Raw genomic sequence first — 23,473 nt, 5'->3', positions numbered from 1 at the left:
GGCATCAGAAAAATGGCGTTAAGAAAAAGATTGAATAGAGCGTTAAGCAACGAAAGCTGCATGGCTTTATGCAAAAGTATTTAACACAACTTCGCTTAATGGATAATAAAATGTTTGGCTTTGGACTCTTTCGTTGTAGCGTAATGAAATTTTTTTTAGCCATTTTTCTGAAGCCTTGATCTTTTGGTTCTTTTGCATCAAGGCAAAAGAACAAGGAAAAATAGTTTTAATTAGAAGTAAACACTTTCACATAATCCACATACATACTACCCGTTGCAATTAGTGCGGGATTAAAATTGGTAAAGAAATTGCCGCCTACCGCAAGATTCAATGTGATGCGTTCTGTCTTACCAAAGAGATTGGGAACATAGCTGCCTGTTTTTGTTTCCACAACATTGCCATCAAACAGAGAAGTTAAACTATTCTGCGACCAGATCATTTCATATACATGATAACAGGTGGTGAGGTCTACATTGGAAGTAATAAAACCAACCTGGTTTTTTACGAGGTTACGATTGGTGGCACGTCCGTAAAAATAATTGGTCTGGTATTTAAAAGGCTCCTGCCCTTTTGCCTCCAGATAATCTATTTCTCCCTGTGTTGGCCATGGATCGCCGTAACTCCAGTATGCGGGCCACATACCATAACCGGCAGGCAATTTGATTCGTGCCACAATACGCACTTTGGGCGTGGCAGTTGAAGCAGAGATATTTGTTTTACATTCTATTCTGCCGGAAGTATAATTGAAGGTTTTAGGTGTTGCATCAAAAGGCGTAGTGGCGCCTGTTACTGTTTCTTTCTTAGCAGTGATCACCAGGTTGCTGTTTACCAGTTGCATATTAGCTGCCTGGTAATATTCCAGTTCATTATTAAAGGCGCCCCCAGTCCAGATATTCCATTTACTAAGGTCTGTATCAAAATTATCTTCAAATACTTTGGTATAGCCTGCTGCCGTTACAGCAGATTCATTAAAAATATAATCACAGATGCCTGTTGCGTTTACACTGGTATTATTTTCTGCAACGGGTGCAGCATCTGCTTTCTGTGATGCAGTGGTATTCATTTGCTTTTTACAGGAAAGCAGGCCAATGGTACATAACAACGCAAATAATGCGTTATAGCTGATGTGTCTTTTTTTCATATGCAATCGGTTTGATTAAAAAAGATATTGAATATACAATTAAAATAAACAGGAAAATTATACGGAATAAAAATTTATTCTTTAGAGCGCCCGACAGTAAGATCTGCTGGTGTTTCCAGTTACCATCTGAGGCATGTTTTAAGGAAATGAATTTAAAAAAACATTTTATAAATGAATAAATATTCATTTATATTTGCTGCGTGAAATTACGGGACGAAAATAAAACAGATCAGATATTCAAAGCTACACTTAAGCTGGTAAAGGAAAACGGGCTATCGGGAATTACCATGCAGTCTGTGGCAAAAGAAGCAAAGATTGCAACAGGAACTCTTTATATTTATTTTAAAAACAAAGAATCAATAATCACAAGCCTGTTTGACCACTGTGTAAAAAATTCCGCAACTATATTCTTTCAGCATTACGATGTGTCTGCGCCTTTTAAGGTAGGCTTTCATACTATATGGTCAAACATAGTACAGCACAGGATCTCAAGGTTCGAAGAAAGTATTTTTATTGAACAATGTTTTCATTCTCCTTATATAGATGAAGAAACAAAAACAACCCTAAAAAAAATGTTTGAGCCTTTGCTTGAGCTTTTAAACCGTGGAAAAGAACAGCATATCATAAAGAACATTGACTCATTCTGGCTAACATCTTTCATGATTGGCACTATTAATGAAATCGCAAAGCGTGTTACTTATTTCAACAAAAGACTGACAAAAGAAGTACTTGACCTGAATTTTCAGATGTGCTGGGATGGCATAAAAGCATAAGTTTTATTCATAAAACTGAATTTTTATTCATTATAATCTATTTACCGGCTAAAGCAATTTTGAATTATGACATACAAAAAAATTGAGATTGTAATAATAGTTTTCACCCTGTTTCTTCTGCCTGCATTTAATACACATGCACAGGAAACAAAATCGCTAACGCTTAACGAGGCTATTGACTTAAGTGTTAAGAACAGCAAACAACTTAAACTAAGTAAGGCTCGTATTGATGAAGCAATTGCCGCTACTAAAGAAGCCACCGAAAGAAAATTACCCGAAGCCAATATCAGCGGCTCTTACCTTAGACTAAACAAACCTGATATTAATTTAAAAACAGGCTCAGGTGGTGCTGATAGTACCGGTGGTGGTTCTACTATAAATGTTACACAAGCTTTGTATGGGATTGCCAATGTGTCTTTTAATATTTATGCAGGCAGTAAAGTAAAATACGGAATTGAATCTGCCAAGTATCTGGAGCAGGCCAGCCGAATGGATGCGGATAATGATAAACAGGAGATCATTTTAAATACAGTATCTGCATATATTAATCTTTACAAAGCAACTGCCGCGGCCAAACTTGTTGATGAGAACCTGGCGCAATCAAGACAGAGAGATACGGACTTTACGAACCTTGAGCAAAATGGCCTGCTTGCAAGAAATGATCTTTTAAAAGCACAGCTTGAAACATCCAATTTTGAACTTGCATTGGTTGATGCACAAAACAATATTCAGCTGGCAACAGTAAATATGAACCTGATGCTGGGCCTTCCTGAAAATACAATCCTTACACTTGATTCAGCAAGTATCAACCCGCCTGTCGAAGTAAAATCTATTGAAGAATACGAACAGCTTGCTGCACAAAACAGGAACGATGTTAAAGCCATTGACTACAGGAAAAAAGCAGCAGGGGCAGGCGTAAAAATTGCCCGGGGAGATTATTATCCTTCTATTGGTTTAACAGGCGGTTATGTTGCTGCAGATATTCCACACTTCTTAACAGTTACCAATGCTATCAATGTTGGTGTAGGCGTTAAATATAGCTTATCATCCTTATGGAAAACAAATACCAAAATACAAAAGGCAAAAGCACAAGAGCAGGAACTGGAGGCATCCGCCGCCATGCTGACTGACGAGATACATCTTTCTATCAATAAGGCCTACCAGGATTATTTCTCGGGTATCAAAAAAATTGAAGTGTATAGTAAAGCTGTTGATCAGGCAACTGAAAACTACAGGATTAGTAAAAACAAATACAATAATAGCCTGCTTACACTTACAGACCTGCTTGATGCCGACGTAGCACAATTGAGAGCAAAACTTAATCTCGTCCTGGCTAAAGCAGATGTAGCATTGTCCTATCAGACATTGTTACAAAAAGCAGGCATACTCTATCAATAATTCAATCAAAACTTTCTTTTAAAGGCGAATATTTTTTATGGCAACAACACAAAACACAGGCAGTGATACTGCTCCAAAAAAAAGAAGCAAAACATTTTTAATTGTATTAATTATTTTATTGCTTGCCGGCGGATCGTTTGGCATCACAAAATACATACATGCATTGCATCATGAAGAGACTGATGATGCGCAGGTAGAAGCCAATGTCAATCCCGTTATTCCAAAAATCTCCGGCTACGTAACTGAAGTAAGGGTTAAAGACAATCAAAAAGTAAGGAAAGGAGATACCTTACTGATACTTGATAACCGCGATCTCAAAATAAAATTAGCACAGGCAGAAGCTGCACTCGCCACTGCAGAAAGCAATCTTTCCATTGCAAAAGCTTCTACCAGTGCAGCACACTCAAATATAGCAACAGCGGAAGCATCTGTTAAAACGGCCGATGCGCAGATAGAAGCAGCTAAAGTTAATGTGTGGCGCACCACACAGGATTATAACCGCTATGCAAATCTTATAAAAGATCATTCTATTACACAGCAACAATTCGAGCAGGCACAGGCTGCAAAAGAAACAGCAGAAAAGCAATTGCTGGTATTGCAGGAACAAAGAGCACAAGCTTCTAAACAAACAAATGCAGTAAGCTCCCAAAGCAATGCAACATCTACACAGATTGGTTTGGCAAATGCAACTATTAAACAAAGGCAGATAGATGTTGATGATGCAAAGCTTAATCTTTCATATGCCGTTGTGTTAGCGCCTGCAGATGGTATTGCATCAAAAGTAAATGCGCAGGCCGGGCAGTTCTTACAGGCAGGTCAGGCAACATTCAGTATAGTGCAGGACAATGATATTTGGGTGGTTGCAAATTTTAAAGAAACACAATTCAATGATCTTAAGATCGGCCAGAAAGTTATTGTTGAAGTAGATGCATTGTCAGGTCATGAGTTTGAAGCAACACTTACTTCTTTTTCACCGGCAACAGGTTCACGTTTTGCATTGTTACCTCCTGATAATTCAAGCGGAAACTTTGTAAAAGTGGTGCAGCGCTTACCTGTAAAAATAGAATTTACCAACAAGAATGATTCGTTGGTAAAACAATTAAAAGCAGGCATGAATGTAACTGTTGATGTGCATCTTGATTAAACAACAAAAGAAGATTTTGTTACAAGCTGCAGCATTTCATAGCAGCATCGTTGCGTCGCACTCTTGTACTGTTGAAGAAAAGGCGACAAGGCAATAGGCAAGGAGGCAAATAGTTTTAGCTTTCACTATTCGTTGTTATCTGTTCACTGTTGTTATAACCGTACAAGTGAGTGACACAACCAAAGCTTCATAGTAGCAATACAGTTTGCTCCATAAAAATAATACTGCAGTAATTTATACATATGTTACAACAAAATTCATTGGTAGAATATGGCTCACGAAGAGTTATCATTACAATAACTGCAGTGTTTTGTGCAGTGCTTGAAATTATTGACACCACTATTGTAAACGTGGCGCTGAATAATATGAAAGGCAGTCTTGGCGCTACTTTGAGCGAGGTAAGCTGGGTAATTACTGCATATTCTATTGCGAATGTAATCATCGTACCGATGACGAGCTGGCTTTCGCAACAATTTGGCAGGCGCAACTATTTTGCAGCATCGGTAATTATTTTTACGGTTGCCTCTTTTATGTGTGGAAATTCAACAAGTATCTCTGAGCTTATTATATTTCGTTTTATACAAGGTCTTGGTGGTGGTGCGTTGCTGGTAACTTCGCAAACAATTATTACGGAAAGTTATCCTCCTGAAAAAAGAGCAATGGCACAGGCCATTTATGTGCTGGGCGTTATCATTGGCCCTACACTTGGCCCGCCGCTTGGTGGTTATATTGTTGATCATTTTTCGTGGCCGTATATTTTTTATATCAATATTCCTGTAGGCATTGTTGCCGCATTGCTTGCGCTGCAATATGTAAGAAGCCCAAAGTATGCAGAGAAAAGGCCTGCAAGTGAAGTGGATTGGCTGGGTATATTTTTGTTAACGGCAGCAGTTGGTGCCTTGCAATATATATTGGAGAAAGGACAGGAAGATGATTGGTTTAGTAGTAACCTCATCATAGTGCTAACAGTTGTGGCAGGCTTAGGGCTTTATTGTTTTATATGGCGGGAGATGACTTACCAATACCCCATTGTAGAATTGCGTGTATTGAAAGATGGTAACCTGCGCATGGGTGTAATACTTTCTTTTGTGCAGGGTTTTGGTTTGTTTGGTTCCACGTTTATTATTCCGTTATATACGCAAACTATTCTTGGCTGGGATGCAACACAGTCAGGAATGTTAATGATACCAAGTACACTGATGGTTGCATTTATGATGCCGATCATTGGGCAGATGATACAAAGAGGTGTGCCCCATAAATATCTTATTGCGGTTGGAATGATCATTTTCTTTGTGTATAGCCTGCTTACCTATAAGATCATTACACCACAAACAGGTGCAGAAAATTTCTTCTGGGTATTAATGATACGTGGTGTTGGTCTCGGACTTTTATCGGTACCAATTTCAACCATGGCACTCTCCACATTGAAAGGCGTGGAAATAGGTCAGGGTGCTGCATTTTCAGGCATGATGCGGCAACTGGGTGGTTCATTTGGCGTGGCATTAATTACCACTTACCTCTCAAGAGATATTATCGGCCATCGGAGTAATATTGCCAATCATCTTGATATGTACGACCCGGATGTACAAAACAGGATACATGGAATTGCAGCGGGTATGCAGGCAAAAGGTATGGCTCCAAATGTTGCCCTTAAAAGCGCTTACACACTAATGGACGGAACTGTAAGTGTACAAGCCACTGTACTTTCTTATATGGACATCTTTTTATACGTGGGTTGTATGTTCCTTATATGTGTACCATTTGTATTGATCTTTATCAAACGGTCGAAGGCCAAAGTAAGTATGGCGGATGCAGCGCATTAAAGACAAACCAATAAATCAATCGTGCTATAATAATTTATAAAAGCTATCATGTCAAGAGTAATTGTAGTTACCAATTTTTCAGATTCATCACGCAATGCACTTAAATATGCGTGTGAATTTTTGAATATTCCGCAGACGCAGGTTTTACTGTTGAATATTTTTGGCTTCCCCGGTTCTTTAAGTGGCGATGCTATTGCCATTGCAGCAATGAGTGAAACAATAACAAATGATGAAAGGCTTTTACAGAAAGAATATGCATGGGTAAAAGAAAATTACTCCAACATAAACATAGCAAGAGAAATGGTAACGGGGTCCTTTATAGAAGTGTTGCATGAGTTTGAAAAAGATCCTGAAACTTCTTTGATCATAATGGGTGCAGGTGGTAATTATAATGATCTGCTTTCATGGGATACAAATATTATAGATGCCTTTGTTGATCTTACGATTTCTGTGTTAGTTGTGCCTGCCTCAGTCCAGTATAAGCCCGTGAATAAAATTGCCTTTGCCTGTAATTATTACCGAAAAAATTTACACACACCTGTATCAATGATCAGGAAACTAATACAGTTTACACGGGCAAAATTGTATGTAATAAATGTTGTATCACATGATGAAACGATTGATGAAGAGGCCATAAAAAGCAAGCATCTCCTGCAGCGGAGCCTTGAAGATATCAGTCCAACCTATTATGAACCTGCTTTTGAAAATATTTTTACAGCCATTGATCAATTCACTTCAGCAGAAAATATTGATATGCTTATTGTTATTCCTACGCGCCACGGAATATGGTATAATATCTTTCATCACAATCATACCAAAGGTTTGGTGCACCTGAATCATATTCCCCTATTATCCCTGCGGCAAAGGGAACGGTTTATATAAAACTTTTGCAGACTTGATTGCCGCTGAAATACTTTCTGGCGTACAAATGTGCGACGCAACAGCAGCATAATAGCAGCAATACAGCGCGGCACAAAAATTTCTATACATTTATCTTACACAAAAGCAGTATTTCTTTATGCTTTAACCGCCTTAACTTTATACTATAAAGCTTAGTGGTATGGAATTTATAGATTATTACAAGATTTTAGGTATAGAAAAAAATGCAACAGCAGAAGACATCAAGAAAGCCTATCGCAAATTAGCCAGGAAACTGCATCCTGACCTTAATCCCAACGATAAAGAAGCGCACAAAAAATTTCAGCAGATCAATGAGGCCAATGAAGTTTTAAGCGATCCTGAAAAAAGAAAAAAATACGACCAGTATGGTAAAGACTGGCAGCATGCAGAACATTTTGAACAGCAAAAAGCACAACGTGCCAATCAACAGGGTTATGAGCAACAATTCTATGGCGATACAGACAGTGATTTCTCCAGCTTCTTTGAGTCTATGTTTGGTGGGTCAGGGCGTAAGAGTCAAACAAAATTTCGCGGACAGGATTATAATGCCGAACTAACACTTTCACTCAACGATGTACTCAACACACACCAGCAAACCTTTACCATTAATGGAAAGAATATCCGCATCACTGTTCCTGCAGGCGTAGAAAACGGGCAGGTAATTCGTCTTAAAGGTTATGGTGCACCTGGCGTAAACAATGGCCCCGCCGGTGATCTTTATATAACTTTCAACATTGCACCGCATCCTGTTTTTAAACGTTCCGGTAATGATCTTTACACAACAGTTACGATTGATCTGTACACAGCTTTACTGGGTGGCGAAACAATCCTCGATACACTAACAGGAAAAGTAAAGCTGAAAGTAAATCCTGAAACACAGAATGGCACCAAAATAAAGCTGAAAGGTAAAGGTGTTCCTGTTTACAAGAAAGCAGGCGAAAGCGGTGACCTCTATATAACCTACGATGTAAAATTGCCAACACATCTTACAGAGAAGCAAAAAGAATTGTTCACCGAATTATCAAAACTTAAATAACTCGTCTTATGCAAACAGAAGACATGATACCGTTGCAGCAGTTTTGCACACATTACCATATTGAGCAGTCGTTTGTATATGCACTGAAAGATGCCGGCCTTATAGAGGTCATTTATACAGAACAGGAAATATACATACCGGAAAACCAATTGAACCAGTTAGAAAAAATGGTGCGTTTAAATACTGAAATGGATATTAACCTGGAAGGAATAGAAACCATCACACATTTGCTGCAACGCATGCATGATATGCAACAAGAGATCATTCAACTCAATAACCGCTTACGTATGTACGAAAATGATTAATGTTTTGGCGTAAACTATAAAATAATATTTTACCTGTCTGCATTACTACTATTGTACTCCGGTTGTGTCACTCACTTGTACTTTCTTTTCTTTATGCAGCAAATTGCAGCACACTTTTATGCCTTTTAATTTATTTTTTTTCTGAAAGGCTTCAGAAGAACAGATCATTTAATTAATGTGGTAATTTATCTCTTATTAACCCATACACCCATGTTCCTGCAACAGCGCTTAACAAAACAGCAATAATAACAGTAGCGCCATTACCTATCAATGCAAACAAGGGGCCGGGGCATGCGCCTGTAAGTGCCCAGCCAAAACCAAAGATCAATCCGCCAATAATTTGCCCTTTATTAAATTTTTTAGAATGCAGTTCAATGGCTTCTCCATGAATGGTTTTTATCTTGAACTTTTTGATGAGCCATATGCTGATAGCTCCCACTACCACTGCAGAACCAATCACGCCATACATGTGAAAGCTTTGCATCCTAAACATTTCCTGTATGCGAAACCAGGAAATCACTTCTGCTTTTACGAGTAGTATACCAAATAAGATACCTGCGAACAAATATTTAAGATTATACCACCACGGATGTTGCAGGTTTGATTCATTAATACATATAGTATCGAGTGAACGCACTTCAAAATCTGTGTTCTGTTCCTTTAATTCAATACCATCTAAAATATTTTGCATAACTACAATTGTAAAATAAATGGAAGAATGAGGTTAGACATAATAAAGCCACCCGCCATAAAACAAATTGTTGCAATCAATGAAGGCCATTCAAGATTGCTTAAGCCCATAATTGAATGACCAGAGGTACAACCACCGGCATAGCGTGTACCAAAGCCCACTAAAAACCCTCCACCGATCATCATGATAAAACCTTTAAGCGTAAGCAATGCAGGCCAGTTAAATAGTTGTGTTGGAATAAGCCTTGCGTAATCTGTAATACCATATTTATTAAGATCAGAAACCAGTTTTGGATTTAGCTGAATGGGCTGATAATTGCCCAAAAGGTTTGAGGCAATGATTGCGCCAAACAAGATACCGGTCACGAAAAATAAGTTCCATAGTTCTTTTTTCCAGTTGTATTTGAAGAAAGGAATATTTGCCGGAAAACAGGCAGCGCATATATGCCGCAAAGAAGAAGATATGCCGAAACTCTTATTGCCCAGTAGTAATAATATGGGCACGGTTAAACCTATTAACGGACCGGAAACGTACCATGGCCAGGGTTGTCTTATCCATTCAATGAAACTCATAATAACGGGTATTTGATATTAATTATACAACATATATGCTGCAATCTTGCAAAATCAACGTCAGTTGCATAAGTAATGCAGTTTATAAACCTGCAATTTCTTTAATAATTATGTAAATACCCATTATTAATACAAACCATCCAAAACCTTTTTTCAATTTTTCACCATGTATTTTTTCGCCAAGTTTGGAACCAATGAAAATACCTGCCACAGCAAGCGCTGTAACGGACAGTAACAAGCCCCAGTTTATAGTTGTATGGAAAATATCACCTGTAAAGCCAAGAAGGTTATTAATTGCTATAATAAGCAATGAGGTTCCAATGGCCTGCTTTACGGAAAGATGAAATAAAAATATCAATGCAGGTATAATAAGAAAACCACCACCAGCACCCAGCAGGCCTGTAAGTAATCCTATTCCTAAACCACTGTAAATGATCTTGCCAGGTTGAAATTTTTCAGCGCATTCAGGACAATCCTTTGGCTGCGTACCTACTATCATTTTAACTGCAGCTATCATCATTACCACTGCAAAAAGCAGCATGGTCATAAGAGATTTGGTAATTGCATAACCCATTATTGTAAACAAATTATCGGGGATTATATGCAGTAAAAATTTTCTTGTTACTAAAACGGTGATAGTTGAAACAATACTGAAAGTGAGTGCGGTTTTTATATTTACATTACCCTTACGGTAGTTCTTTACTGCGCCTACCAAACTTGTAGAACCAACAATAAACAAAGAGTACCCGGTTGCAAGTAATGGTTGTACACCAAAAAGATAGACTAAAACCGGGATTGTTAAGATTGACCCGCCCCCACCGATGAGGCCAAGAGATATACCAATAAGGATGGCTGCTATATAACCTAGCGCTGTAATCATAATTATATGCAAAGCTGCATTAACAGACTTGCACCAGATGTAACATTTGTCACATCAGCTGTATTTAAAATAACTACTTACGTATGCAAATATCTTCTTTCTAAAGCTTATTAATTATAAAACAGCAGAAACTTTTACATTATCATGTAAGCTTGTTCAATAAAATTTAGAATGTACAAGTGTGCGACGCAACGAAGACGCGCAAAGCAAAAATGCCGGGACACAAAAAAATTATAAGTTAAGTATTAGTTTAGTAAAGCGATCTGATCATTTAATTCATGCATATCAATACCAAGGTGGCTTTCTTCGTAATAACACTTTCCATTTTTAATAAGGAGTACCTGTGGCGATTCGTGGTAAACATTAAATAGGTCGGCTATTTTATTTGAAACATTGCGATAGCGGATGAGATCCACAAAATAGAAATCAGCCTCAGGAATCTCTTTAGCTCTTTCCAACCTGTTAAGCACCAGGCTGCTTGTACCACAGCGGGTACTATGTTTAAATAAGACCTGTGGTTTTTGAAACGATTTTTCTTTGATGCGTATTAATTCATCTATCTCAGTGAGGGAAATCCAGTTAAGCATGTGCAAAAATACAACAGAAAAATTATCTTCTGAAATACATAGGATCATGTGACGGGCAAGTCCTCGACTTACGTGTATCGTATGCGCTGGCGCAGGATGCAAACATGGCAACCAATATACAGAATACAGTTATTTGTAGTAGTGATTTTTTCATAAAACCAGGTTTTTCGATTTTTGATTTTATCGGGAATATAAAGTTAGAATAAAACAACAGAAATAGCATGTTTATTGTGCAAAAGCGTATTAAATGTTATTAAAATCTAAAAGATATGCTGTTTATTATGATATTTTCTGTTAATGCAAACGGTAGTACATGTATAAGACTTTGGTTGCGTCGCACTCTTGCGCTTTCTAAATTCTTGTCTTAATAGTAATAAATGTTAAAACAATTATCCGATAAATTAAAGTAATGCATTGATAGCTTTTGAATCTTTGGTTTAATTAAAAAATAATGTCTCCGTTTACGGTGATAAAATTGCGTTTATTTTTCATTCTACTTTAACAGCATAAATTTTTTTAAAAAAATTATTCAAATGCAATAGCATCATTAGGCCGTTATCATTTAAATTTCCGCTCATACAAAAAATGTATAAGCACTGTTACATTAACAAACCGTTGACCACAATATTTGTTTAATAATAATTTGCAGCATATCTTCGCAGCGCAAATCAGAAGTTGATCATCTTTAACTGATTATAGTCATTAAGCCAACAGCCCTAACGATCTACTGCTAACCACAGCGCTTGCCAGGAAGAATTTTTTAGATTAAAAATTAGAAACAATGAACAGTAATGTGAGCCATTCCATTATTACTATGGAATCAGACGATTTAAGCAAATTGGTTACAGAAGTTAAAGAAACAATTGCGGTAAACACAAATTTCAAGCAATTAAGCGCAGCCGATCTCTGGAATATCCAGCGAAATATGAAAACTGCACAAAAAGTTTCCAGAAGAAGGGACCCACAATCTTATTAACAGCAATTCAGTAACCATACCATACTGATATTCGCAAGTCAATTTCATATCAGTAACCTCATTAAGGTCTTCGCCGGAAGACCTTTTTTATTTGACACCCGTAATTAATAACTTCGGCACATGAGAATGAAAATAACAACCTACGTTATAATAGTGTTTTTCCTGTCTGTTATTTCTTTTCATTTTACTGCATGCAGTGATGGAAAAACAGAAGAACATAAAGCTGAGAGGCCTGATACTATTCCACAACCTACCAAAAATGATATTACCATCCGGGGTAATTTTAGTGATCAACGTTCATTGAAATTTGATAAAAAAATTATTGATGCGTTTCTTTCACGTTATCCTAAATTAAGATCATACAAAAAAGATATTGATACATTTTACGCCAAAAGAAATTTTGCTTTTGCGTGGTACGATAATAATGGTTTGATAGAACAGGCTGCCAACCTATATAACCGAATGGAAAATATAAGTGAAGAAGGGCTGCCGGATAGTATTCCTTATAAGGATGCTTTCACAGACTTAATGAAGAATGATGCGCTGGACAGTACAAATACTGCAAATGAATTTACAGAGCTCATGCTTACCGCTCAATATTTTATTTATGCAAGAACTGTATGGAGTGGCCTTGATGCAAAGAGAATGAAATCGCTCGATTGGTTCCTGCCACGAAAAACTGTTTCCTATAACCAATTGCTTGATTCATTATTAACAGGAAAAAACATTCTTGATACAGCACCTGTTTACAGGCAGTATGCGCTGTTAAGAGCACAACTAAAAAAATATAAAGACATAGAGAGCAAGGGTGGCTTCCCAACAATTAAAGCAGATAAGAAAACATACAAGCAAGGAGATTCATCTGCAACAATTGCAACTATCAGAAAATTTCTGTTTGTAACAGGCGATCTTTCAAATGATAATAACAGTGCAATCTTTGATACTACACTTACAATTGCCGTTAAAAATTTTCAACATCGTTATGGAGAAAAAGAAGATGGTGTTATTGGGTCCGCTATTCTTAAAAAGATGAATATTCCAATCAGTAAGTTAATACAACAGATCATTGTAAACATGGAGCGCTGCCGCTGGGTTCCTGTTAATCTTGTTTCAAATTATGTGGTTGTAAATATCCCCGCTTACAAATTATATGTTTACGAAAACGACACAGTTGCTTTTAGCATGAACGTCGTTGTTGGTCAGCCTGCGCATAAAACTGTTATTTTCAACGGCACTATAAAATACATCGTGTTTAGCCCTTACTGGAATGTACCTTCGGGCATTTTAAAAAATGAAGTGCTCCCGGGCATAAGAAAAAATTCAAATTACCTTGCCAGTCATAATATGGAATGGAATGGTGGTGCCGTCCGTCAAAAACCAGGGCCCAATAATTCACTTGGGCTTGTAAAATTTTTATTTCCCAACAGCTATGATATTTATTTACATGATACACCTTCCAAATCTTTATTTGGCGAAACCAATCGTGCATTTAGTCATGGCTGCATCCGAATTTCACAGCCACAAAAATTTGCTGAGTATTTGTTAAGGCACGATTCATCATGGACTACAGAAAAAATTGTTGCAGCAATGAATAGCGGTAAGGAGCAATATGTAACCCTTAAAGAAACAGTTCCTGTTTTTATTGCGTATTTTACTACGTGGGTAAGCAAAGATGGAAAAATAAATTTCAGGGATGATGTGTATGGAAGAGATAAGCGTCTTGCAGATATGATTTTTTCAAAAAAATAATTTTATGTAACAAGCAGTTGAACTTTGTGGCATCGCCTGTTGTGTCACTCACTTGTGCGTTCGGAATAATATTTAGCTTTTTCAACGTGCTTTTTAATAAACTAATATAGCATGACTTATAAAATTAAATTAGTATCTCAGACAAATGCGGCTATTTTACTTTTATCTTCAATTGCACTTCTAATGATTTCTATATGGATTTTTGTTCCAGATGGATTAAGTCCCTTGGCTTCCTATTCGCTTACAGCTATAATCGGCTTTCTTATGTATTTTCTTTGGCAAAAATTTGTAACAGGAAGAACAGAATGGACAATAAGTAAAGATCAGATAAGTATTGTATGGACAAAAAAATTCGCTTTGTCAAACGTAAAAGATATTAATCTAAAATGGAACGACATTGAAAAAATAAGTAAAGGTTTTGATCCTCACTATTACAATTTAAAAATAAAACTCGCTTCAGGTACTACATTAAGATTTTATCATGACAACTTAACTACAAGAGATGATTTTGATGAGATAATTATTGTATTAAATCAAACACTAAATCATGAGAAACGAGCTGAGAAAAAAAATATATCAATCAATTAATTTTTTATTCATCTTTCTTATATCACTTATCTCAATTATATCAACTCCATTTGCAGGCGCATGTTCAACAGCATACAACAATGCATTCAACATTTGATTTAAATAAACAATACGCAATGCTTTGGCTTTTGCAGATGTGGAAGGAATCCATTCGAGTATCTTAAACAATGGTTGAAATAACAAAGGCCAATAATGCCCGGGACCAATTACATACCATGGTCTTATAAATGTTGAAGGGATAGTTGTTGCTCTTATTGTTGTTTCTCCTTCTGCGCGGCATTGCTGGTAATCTTTCATAATACCTGTTGGCGTTTGTGCAACACTTACATATACAAAATGTTTTACACCTGCATGCAATGCTGCAATAGCAGAAGCTTTTGCAGAAGCAAGATCAATTGTTTTGAATTGTTCTTTCTTCTTTGGTCCGGGATGCGGCACGCCGAGCAATTGTACAAAAGTTGCATCAGCAGGAATATCTTTCATAAATGAAGCTGCTTCAAAAGGGTTTGCTATAATAATATTACACCCAGGAGGTAATTTATTTTCAGAGCCATTACGGACTAATGCAGTAACCATATAATCTTTCTGCTGCAAAAGCGGGATAAGTCTTTTGCCTATATAACCTGTGCCGCCGGTAATGAAAACATGTTTCATGCAAATAAATACGCTTACAAAATAAAAAAAAGATTTAGCAGTAAAAATTTTATTGTTTTCATTTCATTCTCCAGTACTTTCATAACAAGCAATTTCTAATTTATTGAACGATCTTGCCGTATCAAATGTTGAGTAATGATGTGAACGATAAAGTGATTGCGACGCAACAGGCGATGCCATTCTTACTGAAGCTGGTATTAAAAATATTTTTCTTTAAATTGTTTGTATATGTCACAAAATATTCGTTGGGGAATTCTTGGTGCCGGCAAGATCGCAAAAAAGTTTGCGTCTGACCTGCGTCTGGTGAAAGATGCGGAGCTCATTGCTATTGGTTCAAGAAATATTGATACGGCCCAGGTATTTGCCAGAGATTACCCGGCAAAATACCTGCATGGAAGCTATGAGGATTTGGTAAGTAATCCGGAAGTTGACACAATTTATGTTGCTACCACTCATAATTTTCATTACGAGCACACGATGCTTTGTCTGCAAAATGGTAAAGCAGTATTGTGTGAAAAACCTTTTGCCATTAATGCAAGAGAAGCATCCGCAATGATAGCATTGGCAAAAGAGAAAAATATTTTTTTGATGGAAGCATTATGGACAAAATTTCTTCCACACTTTATAAAAGTAAAAGAGCTTGTAGCATCTGGACAGATTGGAGAAGTAAAAAGTGTGTTGGTAAAATTTGGTTTTAAACCGACTGAGCCCATAGCTCCAAGAATTTTTGATCCTGCACTGGCAGGCGGTACTATGCTTGATATTGGCATTTACAATGTGTTTATGGCGTTGGGTATTCTTGGCAAACCAACTGAAATTGAAGCAATAATGACGCCTGCATCAACAGGTATCGATGAGCAATGCGCCGTTACATTCCGATATTGGAATGGTGCATTGGCACAATTGTTTTCAAGCTTTGCATCTAACATAGCAACAGAAGCAGATATACATGGCAGCAATGGAAGAATAAGACTGGCCCATCGTTTTTATGCGCCGGATACAACTATTGAATATTATCCCGGATGGATCGACAGCAAAGAAGTTATTCCGGTTGAAAAAGAAGCGGGCTGGGGTTATCAATATCAAATAAGGCATGTATGTGATTGCCTGCGTAGTGGTCTTACAGAAAGCCCGGTTATGTCTTTTGCTGATACAATGTTATTAATCGAAACACTGGATGCGATAAGAGCAAAAGCCGGAATAAGCTATGAAGCGGATAAAGTAGTTTAACGTTTATCGTTTGCTGCAGGTTATTACGTTACAAAAGACTATTTACCATTATCCATTCACCATTATGCTAATTCAATCACTGTTATCTCCGGCATAATACCTACACGGCCGGGGTAACCAATAAACCCATAACCACGATTTACGTACAACATTTGCTTGCCTTCTTTATATAAACCAGCCCATTCTTTATAAAACCATTGCACAGGGCTCCATTTGAAGTAAGGATTTTCTACACCGAATTGCATACCATGTGTATGGCCGCTTAACATGATATCTATATCAGGATATTTTGTTCGCACTTCTGCATCCCAATGAGAAGGATCATGACTCATCAAAATTTTGAATGGATATTTTTCACTTCCAGGATAGGCTTCATCCATCTTACCATATTTAGGAAACCGCCCAAAAGCGCTCCAGTTCTCAATTCCAAGCAATGCAATCGCATCACCATCCTTTTCTATTGCAACATGTTCATTCATCAATAGACGCCAGCCAAGTTCTGCATGAATTTCTTTCAGCCTTTCGAGGTTTGCTTTTTTTGCATTATCAGAAGGCCAGGAAACATAATCACCATAATCATGATTACCCAATGTGCTGTACACACCCAGCGGTGCAGAAAATTTATTGAACACATCCATATATTCATGCATTTCATCTGCACGGTCATTTACCAGGTCACCCGTAAATAATATAAGATCCGGCTTTTGATCGATCACCATTTGCACACCGCGTTCCACTGCAGCTTTATCTGTAAAGCTTCCGCTGTGTATATCACTTACCTGAACAATGCGCAAACCTTTGAAAGCCGCCGGCAGATTACCAAACGCAAGCTTTACTTTACGCACACCATAGTTGTATTTGTTCGAAAACCCGTAAAGCAATGAGCTAAATAAGCCACCGCCAATTGCAATACCCGTCCACGTTAAAAATGCAGAGCGGCTGATAGATGGTTTTTGCTGCACAAAGTCTGCGCCGGTATTGGGAAAGAGTTTTGCCATCAGCCACAATGCCCCGCGGCGCAGGTCATCAATTAAAAAAAATGTACTCGCCAATATTTTAGCAAAAAATAATCCAACTAGTATGGCAAAAATATAATTGCGAAAAACAATACTTGTTTGAAGTGCCTGCACATAAGGAAATAATAAAATGGTAATAACACCTGCTGCCGAAATGATCCAGTAAATACTATAGATTGTTATTCTCGTTTTATCACCGCTGCTTTGCGTCACAGTCCTCATCGCCATAAATACATAAAGATCTATCAGCAACATAACTAATATTACAACCCACCACCCGCTTGTACGCATACAAAAATTTTTACCAAGTTAGTAGAAATAAGCATTGCATTATTACAATAAAACAAAAAGGAATTGAAAATGTTTTGTTGCACACAAAGACGCGGAGGCACAAAGATAATTTTTAGGATACCAGCTTTAGTTTTTCATAGCATCGCCTGTTGCGTCGCAATCACTTCATGGGTTGGAATGATAATCATCTACAAATAAATCTCATGTTTATATTTGGGTGAAATTATTTTTATCTCTTCCTTGTCTCTATTTTCAAGGGTAATTTTATTTTTTAATTTATAAACAAACTCTTCATTCTCTCTTTTATAAATTTCTTGTGCCTTATCACAGTCTTCGTATTCTTTTTTTATAATAATTTCCCCTGTAGAAATGTTGTAATCAACATCCTGCCAGTATTCACATACTTTACCGGCGCTGGAAACATAGCCTATCAATTCAAAATTATTGTTTTGAAATCTGTATTTATCAATAAACGACCATTTCCAACTACTTCCACCAGACTCATATACTAATAGTATTCCGTTTTTAATTTCTATACCTTCAAATGGATCACCCATCATCCCACCATCTTTGCTATTGCCAATTGCAGTTTTTGATCGATGCCATATTACCCAATTTCTATTTTCCTTTTTGAAAATGATAATTTCCCTATCCACGCCTTCTACTTCATCTTCGGTGTCGTTAACATTATAAACCACAATTTTTTCATCAACACTATCTTTATTTAAATCACCATAAATCTCTTTAACAGGCCTGTATTGCTTGGGAATAGAATTCTCTTGTCCAAAAGAACTAGTAAAAATAAAAGGCATAAACAATAATAGTAGTAAGTGTTTTGTTGACATATGATTATCATTTCATCAACTCCCTATACAAATCAATAATTTCATTCACCTGTTTTGTAAGTGAATAATATTTTATAACAAACTCTCTTGAACGATCGCTTTCATCAAAATACTTTTCGGGTTGTTGTGTGTACGCAACGATCTTATCAGCAATATCAGCAGTAACAAATTCATCGAACTTATGCCCAATACCACCAAAGTCTAATTGCTTTATACCACCAACATTACTTATAACAGGCACGCAACCACAACTCATTGCTTCAAGTAATGCCAATGGTAAACCTTCAAAATCACTGGTAAGTAAAAATATATCTATACGTTTATAAGCTGCATAAGTGTCGGTAAGCATTCCTGGCAATTCAATAACGCCTTCAATATTTAATTCTTTGATGCGCTGTCTTAACAAATCATCACTCGGTCCATCGCCAACCATTAAGAATTTTATATTGGGATTCTTCTTATGGATTTCTGCTGCTACTTCTGCCCAGCGGTCAACACGCTTCTGCGGACGAAACCTTGCCACCAAACCAATCGTCAATGTTTCTGCAGGCTTTAGTTCATGTCTGTGTGTGCAATGAAATTTGTTTGTATCAATACCATTCAATATCGTAACAGGATGATTGGTTTTAAAGAACCAACCTTTTTGTACTTTGCGTATCACCTCTCCTACTTCATGCGATACATAAATAACACTATCAAAAAAGCCATACGTCCACCCACTTAAATAGTAATTGTATTTGCTATAGAAGTTTACAAGATTATGTTCGCTGTAAATGTATTTTGTTTTTTTTCCGGTAAAAATTTTGGCTACAACGCCCATCCAGCCTGCAACAGGAAGATGCATGTGCACTATATCATAATTGCCTTTTTTTATATCTTGAAGGAATCTGATATATTCAACTAAAAATTTCCAGGTGGTTATTTTATAGAAATAGAATTTATTGATGTTGGGTGTAACATCATCTTTCAATCCAAGTTTTTTATGATCCAACACAAATAGATCAGAGTGAACCTGTTCTTTAAATTCAGGTTGCGCAAAAAACTCACGCAGTAAAACTTCAGCGCCTCCATAACTAAACACACGAATTACATGAGCTACTTTTATTTTATCTGCCATAGATGAATGTCTGATGTGTGATTTTTATTGTTGAATTATTTGTTGCAGTACAAGAGTGCGACGCAACGGAAGCACAATAGCAGCAATCAGTTTGGTTCATAATTTCTTCTACGCATACTCGCCAACGATCTCCATAATGCGTTGCTTCGTTTCATCGCTGAATGTTGTTTTATTTGATGTTCTTGCATTGCGATTACTTACGACCATTTCATTCATGTAATTATCTACATGTTTTGATTGCGTCAGTTGCATAAAGTCCATCACGTTTTTGATAAACGCTTTCGGATCTTTTACAAAATCTTCATAGCGTGTTTGCAACACATTCAATCCAAGCTTTTCAATTTCGTATTGTGTTGTCTCCATCAGTTTGCGATATTGAAACGCTGTGATCAGCGGCGCATTACCTTTTAGTTTTTCAGCTTCTGCTTCTTCTTCCTTTGAGTATGCACCGATCCACCAAAGTTTATCAATACCCATGCGTTGCCAGAAACCAACTTCAAGCCATGAACGCACCGTGGCGATTGGTTCGCGTGCAATACTCACCACAATCAGATCAGGGAAAATACTGGTAAGATATTCCAAACGTGCAGGACCAGTAAACTTCATGATCAATCTTTTTTTGCCCTGGTATTTTACCTGCTTTGCAAGAAAAGAACGTATGTGATGAATCTCTTCCGGTGTTGCTTTTTCATTCAATAAAAATCCTCTTGAAAAATCTATGCGATGCCCTGTAATGCTTTCCCAGAAAGCGTATCGCTCGATGGGATTAAATATAGCAAGCTTTAAAAATGATCCAAATTTTTGTCTTGTATTTTTGCTAACACCAACAAATTTCCAATACTTCACAAGACTGTACATATTATTACTCCAGAATCTTCTGAAATAATTTATCCATGTTGACTTCGTTAAAATTTCCTGGTAATTACTGTGCCATGCGAGGTCTTCGTGCTGAAAAATGATCTCAGATAAAATAGTTGTGCCGCTACGCCCGCTACCAAAAATCAGTATCGGTTTTTCTAACAGCTCTTCATATTTTATTGGCTTATCATTCATAAGCAGTGAAAATTTTTTATTTACCGGACTTTTATTTATTAATTAACCTTTCGTTGCGTCGCACTCTTGTGCGTTCTGTTCTATGGCAACACTTACTTTTATTTTTTTAGTTTATTTACACTTTTCTGCATTCCCTTTCGCATTAATAGAAAACCAATAAATGCAACAATAATAAATCCAAGCATAACATCATATGGACTAGCTTCTGACTTACCTGCTCGGTAATCAAAAAATACTCTCAACATTTCTTCTATTGAAGAAAGAATCAGAATAATACCAACAACAGTGCGCCAATTCATTGCTTATATATTTCCTACTATTTCAAGAATCTTCTTTTTTGTTTCTTCACTTATTTCGGTCTTTGCAGATTTTGCCGCACGATTATTCCTGTTCTGTACAGAAATTTTTTCCATGAATTTATCAACCTGTTTTGAATGAGGCAATCCCAGATGATGCATCATGTTTGCAATAAATCCTTTTGCATCTTTTACAAAATCTTCATAACGCGTTGTATAAACATCTGGCTTCAGTTTATTGATCTCGTAAGCTGTCGTTTCCATCAATTTTTTATACTGAAACGCGACAAACAATGCGGGATCTTTTGCGTATTCTTTTGATTTTTCTTTTTCTTCTTCCGTATAAGCTCCATTCCACCACAATTGCTCTGTCATCTGACTGCTCCAGTGAATCTCAAGCCAGGAACGGATCGTAGCAACAGGCTCTCTTGTTATTTGTACAAACTGTGCATCGGGAAAAACGCTGAGCAAATATTCCATGCGTGCAGGACCGGTAAGTTTAAATGCAAGTCTTTTTCGGTTTTGATACTTTACCATTTTAGCAAAGTGCAAGCGCATTTGTTGTTTCTCTTCGTCAGTAGCTCTTTCATTCAGCAAAAAACCTCTTGAAAAATCTATACGTGGTCCGGTAACAACTTCCCAAAAATCATAACGTTCAATTGGTCTGAATAAAACCTGGTTGATCAATGATTTATTGTTCTGTGTGTTCATGCCTGTTATATGCCATAAGCCATTATCAAATAAACGACGCAAATAATTTATGGTTGCTGATTTTGGAAGAAGCTCCTGCCAGTTATTATGCCAGGCAAGTTCTTCATGATGAAGAATAATATCAGAAATAACAGTGGTACCGGAACGGCCGGTACCAAAGATTATAATTGGTTTTTGAAGTAAATATTCGTTTTTCGATAGGAAATTACTCATAAGCAGGGTTGTGTTTTATTTAGCGGGATGCAGTGCCAGTGAAGGATCAAGCATAGGATCCCCAAGCCCATGCAATATATATCTCCTTCTTTTTTTCAATGCGTCTTCAACTGGTTTTCGGAAAATGATATAGATAGCAAAAACGATGGTCATGTTATACCAGAGGGTTGACTCCCAGACCCGGCTTACAAATAAACCTGCAAAAATTGATATGAAGTAAGATATACTCGGAACACCAAGAATGATCTCATTGTATTTGGCTGCAAACATATAGTTCTTGTAAGAATGGTATAAAATAGTGCCCACAAAAATGAGGAAGAAAATTTCACCAACTATGCCATATTCTACTGCAAACTCAAGAAACGTATTATGCATTACATGGTCTTCTACCTCCGGAGAATAAGTACCAACAGCAAATAACGCAGAAGTTTCATCTCCACCTAACCCAAACACCGGATCTTTTTGTAGGGCCATAAGACCACCTCTCCAATATAGCCAACGGTCTCCACCGTCCTCTTCTTCCGTCTGGTAAATAAACCGCTCAACTGTTGGAGAATCTTTAAACAAGTAGGCACAAATTCCTGCTAAAGCAATGGTTATTGTTACTATAATAACTTTTGCCCCCCATCGCATATTCCATAAGGCAAGCATGCCACCAAGCCCACCAAGTATAATGAAGCTTAGCAACCCATTACGGGAGGCAAGATTCATGATCACAAATAGCAACATCCCCAAACCACATACATGCACAAACCGCTTGAACATACTTGTTTTGGATTCGAATATACCGATATAAAGGAACGCACCGAGCGCATTCATATTTGCAGAAAAATCACCATGGTGTGCTTCTCCGAAATGCAGTGTATCAAACTTCTCCGTTTCAACGCCAAACAGCAGCATATCTAAAAGCACACATCCTATAAGATAGGGCGCCATATCTTTCATAAGGTTTAAGGCGCGGTAAAGAAGATCTTTATCATTATTAATAAGCACCTTAAGATATAAAAAGAAGAAGACCAGCTTGACCACCTTCATAAACATTTTAATGTAAATGAAAACGCCCACTCTGGTAAACAATAGTGATGTAATATATTTCTTTATTTCAGGATGTGTTGACCAGATGATCATACCCCAGATGATGAAAAAACCAAATACTATATATAACAACGAAAGTGCGTAAGGTATTTTTGTTTTATTATGTTTGATATAATCATATAGAAAGAATGGCATGATAAACGCAATGGCGTAAGTCTCTGCTTTTGATGAGGAATCTTCAGAAGCAAAAGAGCCTTCTATACAGGCGATAAAAAGCAATACCGGTACTACATAGGCGCGGTCCAACATAATCAAAGGGACTGCGACAGCCAATAAAGGCAATGGATCATCCAGGTACATAGACAAGGAACATGTACCAAGGATCGCAAAATTGGCAATCCAATACCACGCATCTTTTAACTTTAAATTCATTGCCATAATAAAAATTT

The 23,473-nt window shown here is 37.1% G+C and carries 25 protein-coding genes; 11 read left to right on the top strand and 14 right to left on the bottom strand.

Translation table 11 applies throughout. The annotated features are described in order from the left end of the window. Positions 1–226: 226 nt before the first annotated feature. Positions 227–1,141 (bottom strand): glycoside hydrolase family 16 protein, encoded by a 915-nt coding sequence (locus tag FRZ67_RS20755; protein WP_147192488.1) that lies wholly within the window; start codon positions 1,139–1,141, stop codon positions 227–229. Positions 1,142–1,341: 200 nt separating this feature from the next. On the opposite strand from FRZ67_RS20755, the gene FRZ67_RS20750 reads away from it, so the two are divergent. The 7 genes from FRZ67_RS20750 (at position 1,342) to FRZ67_RS20720 (ending at position 8,520) form a co-directional block, all read left to right on the top strand. Further along, on the top strand, positions 1,342–1,914 hold the full coding sequence (locus FRZ67_RS20750) for a TetR/AcrR family transcriptional regulator (RefSeq protein ID WP_147192487.1): 573 nt from the start codon (positions 1,342–1,344) through the stop codon (positions 1,912–1,914). A gap of 66 nt (positions 1,915–1,980) precedes the next feature. After that, positions 1,981–3,312 carry a TolC family protein gene (locus FRZ67_RS20745; protein WP_147192486.1) on the top strand — a complete coding sequence of 444 codons (1,332 nt, stop codon included), beginning with the start codon at positions 1,981–1,983 and terminating at the stop codon, positions 3,310–3,312. 37 nt (positions 3,313–3,349) lie between these two features. After that, positions 3,350–4,456 carry an HlyD family secretion protein gene (locus FRZ67_RS20740; protein ID WP_147192485.1) on the top strand — a complete coding sequence of 369 codons (1,107 nt, stop codon included), beginning with the start codon at positions 3,350–3,352 and terminating at the stop codon, positions 4,454–4,456. A 242-nt stretch (positions 4,457–4,698) separates the two neighbouring features. Next, complete coding sequence (locus FRZ67_RS20735; RefSeq protein WP_147192484.1) at positions 4,699–6,279, top strand: DHA2 family efflux MFS transporter permease subunit; 1,581 nt, start codon at positions 4,699–4,701, stop codon at positions 6,277–6,279. 48 nt (positions 6,280–6,327) lie between these two features. Then, entirely contained in the window at positions 6,328–7,161 is an 834-nt protein-coding gene (locus FRZ67_RS20730; RefSeq protein ID WP_147192483.1) for a universal stress protein, read from the top strand. 178 nt (positions 7,162–7,339) lie between these two features. Beyond that, the gene (locus FRZ67_RS20725; protein WP_147192482.1) at positions 7,340–8,215 is read left to right on the top strand and encodes a DnaJ C-terminal domain-containing protein; all 876 of its coding nucleotides are present in this window, start codon (positions 7,340–7,342) and stop codon (positions 8,213–8,215) included. 8 nt (positions 8,216–8,223) lie between these two features. Next, positions 8,224–8,520 carry a chaperone modulator CbpM gene (locus FRZ67_RS20720; protein ID WP_147192481.1) on the top strand — a complete coding sequence of 99 codons (297 nt, stop codon included), beginning with the start codon at positions 8,224–8,226 and terminating at the stop codon, positions 8,518–8,520. Between the two features lie 172 nt (positions 8,521–8,692). Here FRZ67_RS20720 and FRZ67_RS20715 read toward each other — a convergent pair whose 3' ends face one another. The 5 genes from FRZ67_RS20715 to FRZ67_RS23830 form a co-directional block, all read right to left on the bottom strand. Further along, positions 8,693–9,211, bottom strand: coding sequence for a YeeE/YedE family protein (locus FRZ67_RS20715; RefSeq protein ID WP_147192480.1), 519 nt, complete (start codon positions 9,209–9,211; stop codon positions 8,693–8,695). A gap of 2 nt (positions 9,212–9,213) precedes the next feature. Beyond that, entirely contained in the window at positions 9,214–9,783 is a 570-nt protein-coding gene (locus FRZ67_RS20710; protein WP_147192479.1) for a YeeE/YedE family protein, read from the bottom strand. Between the two features lie 82 nt (positions 9,784–9,865). Beyond that, positions 9,866–10,663, bottom strand: coding sequence for a sulfite exporter TauE/SafE family protein (locus tag FRZ67_RS20705; protein ID WP_225975421.1), 798 nt, complete (start codon positions 10,661–10,663; stop codon positions 9,866–9,868). Between the two features lie 245 nt (positions 10,664–10,908). Then, positions 10,909–11,250 carry a bacillithiol system redox-active protein YtxJ gene (gene ytxJ / locus FRZ67_RS20700; protein ID WP_147192478.1) on the bottom strand — a complete coding sequence of 114 codons (342 nt, stop codon included), beginning with the start codon at positions 11,248–11,250 and terminating at the stop codon, positions 10,909–10,911. A 22-nt stretch (positions 11,251–11,272) separates the two neighbouring features. Beyond that, entirely contained in the window at positions 11,273–11,404 is a 132-nt protein-coding gene (locus FRZ67_RS23830; RefSeq protein WP_262713651.1) for a hypothetical protein, read from the bottom strand. 627 nt (positions 11,405–12,031) lie between these two features. Here FRZ67_RS23830 and FRZ67_RS20695 point away from each other — a divergent pair. From FRZ67_RS20695 to FRZ67_RS20685, 3 genes are all read left to right on the top strand, one after another. Next, positions 12,032–12,226: a hypothetical protein gene (locus tag FRZ67_RS20695; RefSeq protein ID WP_147192477.1), complete on the top strand. Its 195-nt coding sequence runs from the start codon at positions 12,032–12,034 to the stop codon at positions 12,224–12,226. A 120-nt stretch (positions 12,227–12,346) separates the two neighbouring features. Further along, positions 12,347–13,975: a L,D-transpeptidase family protein gene (locus FRZ67_RS20690; RefSeq protein WP_225975420.1), complete on the top strand. Its 1,629-nt coding sequence runs from the start codon at positions 12,347–12,349 to the stop codon at positions 13,973–13,975. A 111-nt stretch (positions 13,976–14,086) separates the two neighbouring features. After that, entirely contained in the window at positions 14,087–14,563 is a 477-nt protein-coding gene (locus FRZ67_RS20685; protein WP_147192476.1) for a hypothetical protein, read from the top strand. Here FRZ67_RS20685 and FRZ67_RS20680 read toward each other — a convergent pair. Beyond that, positions 14,552–15,217 carry an SDR family oxidoreductase gene (locus FRZ67_RS20680; RefSeq protein ID WP_147192475.1) on the bottom strand — a complete coding sequence of 222 codons (666 nt, stop codon included), beginning with the start codon at positions 15,215–15,217 and terminating at the stop codon, positions 14,552–14,554. The genes FRZ67_RS20685 and FRZ67_RS20680 overlap by 12 nt on opposite strands. A 228-nt stretch (positions 15,218–15,445) precedes the next feature. On the opposite strand from FRZ67_RS20680, the gene FRZ67_RS20675 reads away from it, so the two are divergent. After that, entirely contained in the window at positions 15,446–16,447 is a 1,002-nt protein-coding gene (locus tag FRZ67_RS20675) for a Gfo/Idh/MocA family protein (protein WP_147192474.1), read from the top strand. A gap of 62 nt (positions 16,448–16,509) precedes the next feature. Here the strand turns inward: FRZ67_RS20675 and FRZ67_RS20670 are convergent, their stop codons facing one another. The 7 genes from FRZ67_RS20670 to FRZ67_RS20640 all read right to left on the bottom strand — a co-directional run bounded on the left by FRZ67_RS20670 (position 16,510) and on the right by FRZ67_RS20640 (position 23,462). After that, the gene (locus tag FRZ67_RS20670) at positions 16,510–17,754 is read right to left on the bottom strand and encodes a metallophosphoesterase (protein ID WP_147192473.1); all 1,245 of its coding nucleotides are present in this window, start codon (positions 17,752–17,754) and stop codon (positions 16,510–16,512) included. A 188-nt stretch (positions 17,755–17,942) separates the two neighbouring features. Further along, a complete protein-coding gene (locus FRZ67_RS20665) occupies positions 17,943–18,599 on the bottom strand; it encodes a hypothetical protein (protein WP_147192472.1) in 657 nt (218 codons plus the stop codon). 7 nt (positions 18,600–18,606) lie between these two features. After that, positions 18,607–19,716 (bottom strand): glycosyltransferase, encoded by a 1,110-nt coding sequence (locus tag FRZ67_RS20660; protein WP_147192471.1) that lies wholly within the window; start codon positions 19,714–19,716, stop codon positions 18,607–18,609. 108 nt (positions 19,717–19,824) lie between these two features. Then, on the bottom strand, positions 19,825–20,769 hold the full coding sequence (locus FRZ67_RS20655) for a sulfotransferase domain-containing protein (RefSeq protein ID WP_147192470.1): 945 nt from the start codon (positions 20,767–20,769) through the stop codon (positions 19,825–19,827). Between the two features lie 98 nt (positions 20,770–20,867). Further along, the gene (locus FRZ67_RS20650) at positions 20,868–21,068 is read right to left on the bottom strand and encodes a hypothetical protein (protein WP_147192469.1); all 201 of its coding nucleotides are present in this window, start codon (positions 21,066–21,068) and stop codon (positions 20,868–20,870) included. A 3-nt stretch (positions 21,069–21,071) separates the two neighbouring features. Next, positions 21,072–21,989: a sulfotransferase gene (locus tag FRZ67_RS20645; RefSeq protein ID WP_147192468.1), complete on the bottom strand. Its 918-nt coding sequence runs from the start codon at positions 21,987–21,989 to the stop codon at positions 21,072–21,074. Between the two features lie 15 nt (positions 21,990–22,004). Then, positions 22,005–23,462: an O-antigen ligase family protein gene (locus FRZ67_RS20640; protein ID WP_147192467.1), complete on the bottom strand. Its 1,458-nt coding sequence runs from the start codon at positions 23,460–23,462 to the stop codon at positions 22,005–22,007. Positions 23,463–23,473 lie beyond the last annotated feature (11 nt).

Source organism: Panacibacter ginsenosidivorans (genome assembly GCF_007971225.1).
In the GTDB taxonomy this organism is placed as follows: domain Bacteria; phylum Bacteroidota; class Bacteroidia; order Chitinophagales; family Chitinophagaceae; genus Panacibacter; species Panacibacter ginsenosidivorans.
This window is presented reverse-complemented; position numbering and strand designations above follow the sequence as displayed.

Coding starts and splice junctions, on each gene's coding strand:
- FRZ67_RS20755 (WP_147192488.1), bottom strand. CDS start 1,141: ATGAAAAAAAGACACATCAGCTATAACGCATTATTTGCGTTGTTATGT.
- FRZ67_RS20745 (WP_147192486.1), top strand. CDS start 1,981: ATGACATACAAAAAAATTGAGATTGTAATAATAGTTTTCACCCTGTTT.
- FRZ67_RS20740 (WP_147192485.1), top strand. CDS start 3,350: ATGGCAACAACACAAAACACAGGCAGTGATACTGCTCCAAAAAAAAGA.
- FRZ67_RS20735 (WP_147192484.1), top strand. CDS start 4,699: ATGTTACAACAAAATTCATTGGTAGAATATGGCTCACGAAGAGTTATC.
- FRZ67_RS20730 (WP_147192483.1), top strand. CDS start 6,328: ATGTCAAGAGTAATTGTAGTTACCAATTTTTCAGATTCATCACGCAAT.
- FRZ67_RS20725 (WP_147192482.1), top strand. CDS start 7,340: ATGGAATTTATAGATTATTACAAGATTTTAGGTATAGAAAAAAATGCA.
- FRZ67_RS20720 (WP_147192481.1), top strand. CDS start 8,224: ATGCAAACAGAAGACATGATACCGTTGCAGCAGTTTTGCACACATTAC.
- FRZ67_RS20715 (WP_147192480.1), bottom strand. CDS start 9,211: ATGCAAAATATTTTAGATGGTATTGAATTAAAGGAACAGAACACAGAT.
- FRZ67_RS20710 (WP_147192479.1), bottom strand. CDS start 9,783: ATGAGTTTCATTGAATGGATAAGACAACCCTGGCCATGGTACGTTTCC.
- FRZ67_RS20705 (WP_225975421.1), bottom strand. CDS start 10,663: ATGATTACAGCGCTAGGTTATATAGCAGCCATCCTTATTGGTATATCT.
- ytxJ (WP_147192478.1), bottom strand. CDS start 11,250: ATGCTTAACTGGATTTCCCTCACTGAGATAGATGAATTAATACGCATC.
- FRZ67_RS23830 (WP_262713651.1), bottom strand. CDS start 11,404: ATGAAAAAATCACTACTACAAATAACTGTATTCTGTATATTGGTTGCC.
- FRZ67_RS20695 (WP_147192477.1), top strand. CDS start 12,032: ATGAACAGTAATGTGAGCCATTCCATTATTACTATGGAATCAGACGAT.
- FRZ67_RS20690 (WP_225975420.1), top strand. CDS start 12,347: ATGAGAATGAAAATAACAACCTACGTTATAATAGTGTTTTTCCTGTCT.
- FRZ67_RS20685 (WP_147192476.1), top strand. CDS start 14,087: ATGACTTATAAAATTAAATTAGTATCTCAGACAAATGCGGCTATTTTA.
- FRZ67_RS20680 (WP_147192475.1), bottom strand. CDS start 15,217: ATGAAACATGTTTTCATTACCGGCGGCACAGGTTATATAGGCAAAAGA.
- FRZ67_RS20675 (WP_147192474.1), top strand. CDS start 15,446: ATGTCACAAAATATTCGTTGGGGAATTCTTGGTGCCGGCAAGATCGCA.
- FRZ67_RS20670 (WP_147192473.1), bottom strand. CDS start 17,754: ATGCGTACAAGCGGGTGGTGGGTTGTAATATTAGTTATGTTGCTGATA.
- FRZ67_RS20665 (WP_147192472.1), bottom strand. CDS start 18,599: ATGTCAACAAAACACTTACTACTATTATTGTTTATGCCTTTTATTTTT.
- FRZ67_RS20660 (WP_147192471.1), bottom strand. CDS start 19,716: ATGGCAGATAAAATAAAAGTAGCTCATGTAATTCGTGTGTTTAGTTAT.
- FRZ67_RS20655 (WP_147192470.1), bottom strand. CDS start 20,769: ATGAATGATAAGCCAATAAAATATGAAGAGCTGTTAGAAAAACCGATA.
- FRZ67_RS20650 (WP_147192469.1), bottom strand. CDS start 21,068: ATGAATTGGCGCACTGTTGTTGGTATTATTCTGATTCTTTCTTCAATA.
- FRZ67_RS20645 (WP_147192468.1), bottom strand. CDS start 21,989: ATGAGTAATTTCCTATCGAAAAACGAATATTTACTTCAAAAACCAATT.
- FRZ67_RS20640 (WP_147192467.1), bottom strand. CDS start 23,462: ATGGCAATGAATTTAAAGTTAAAAGATGCGTGGTATTGGATTGCCAAT.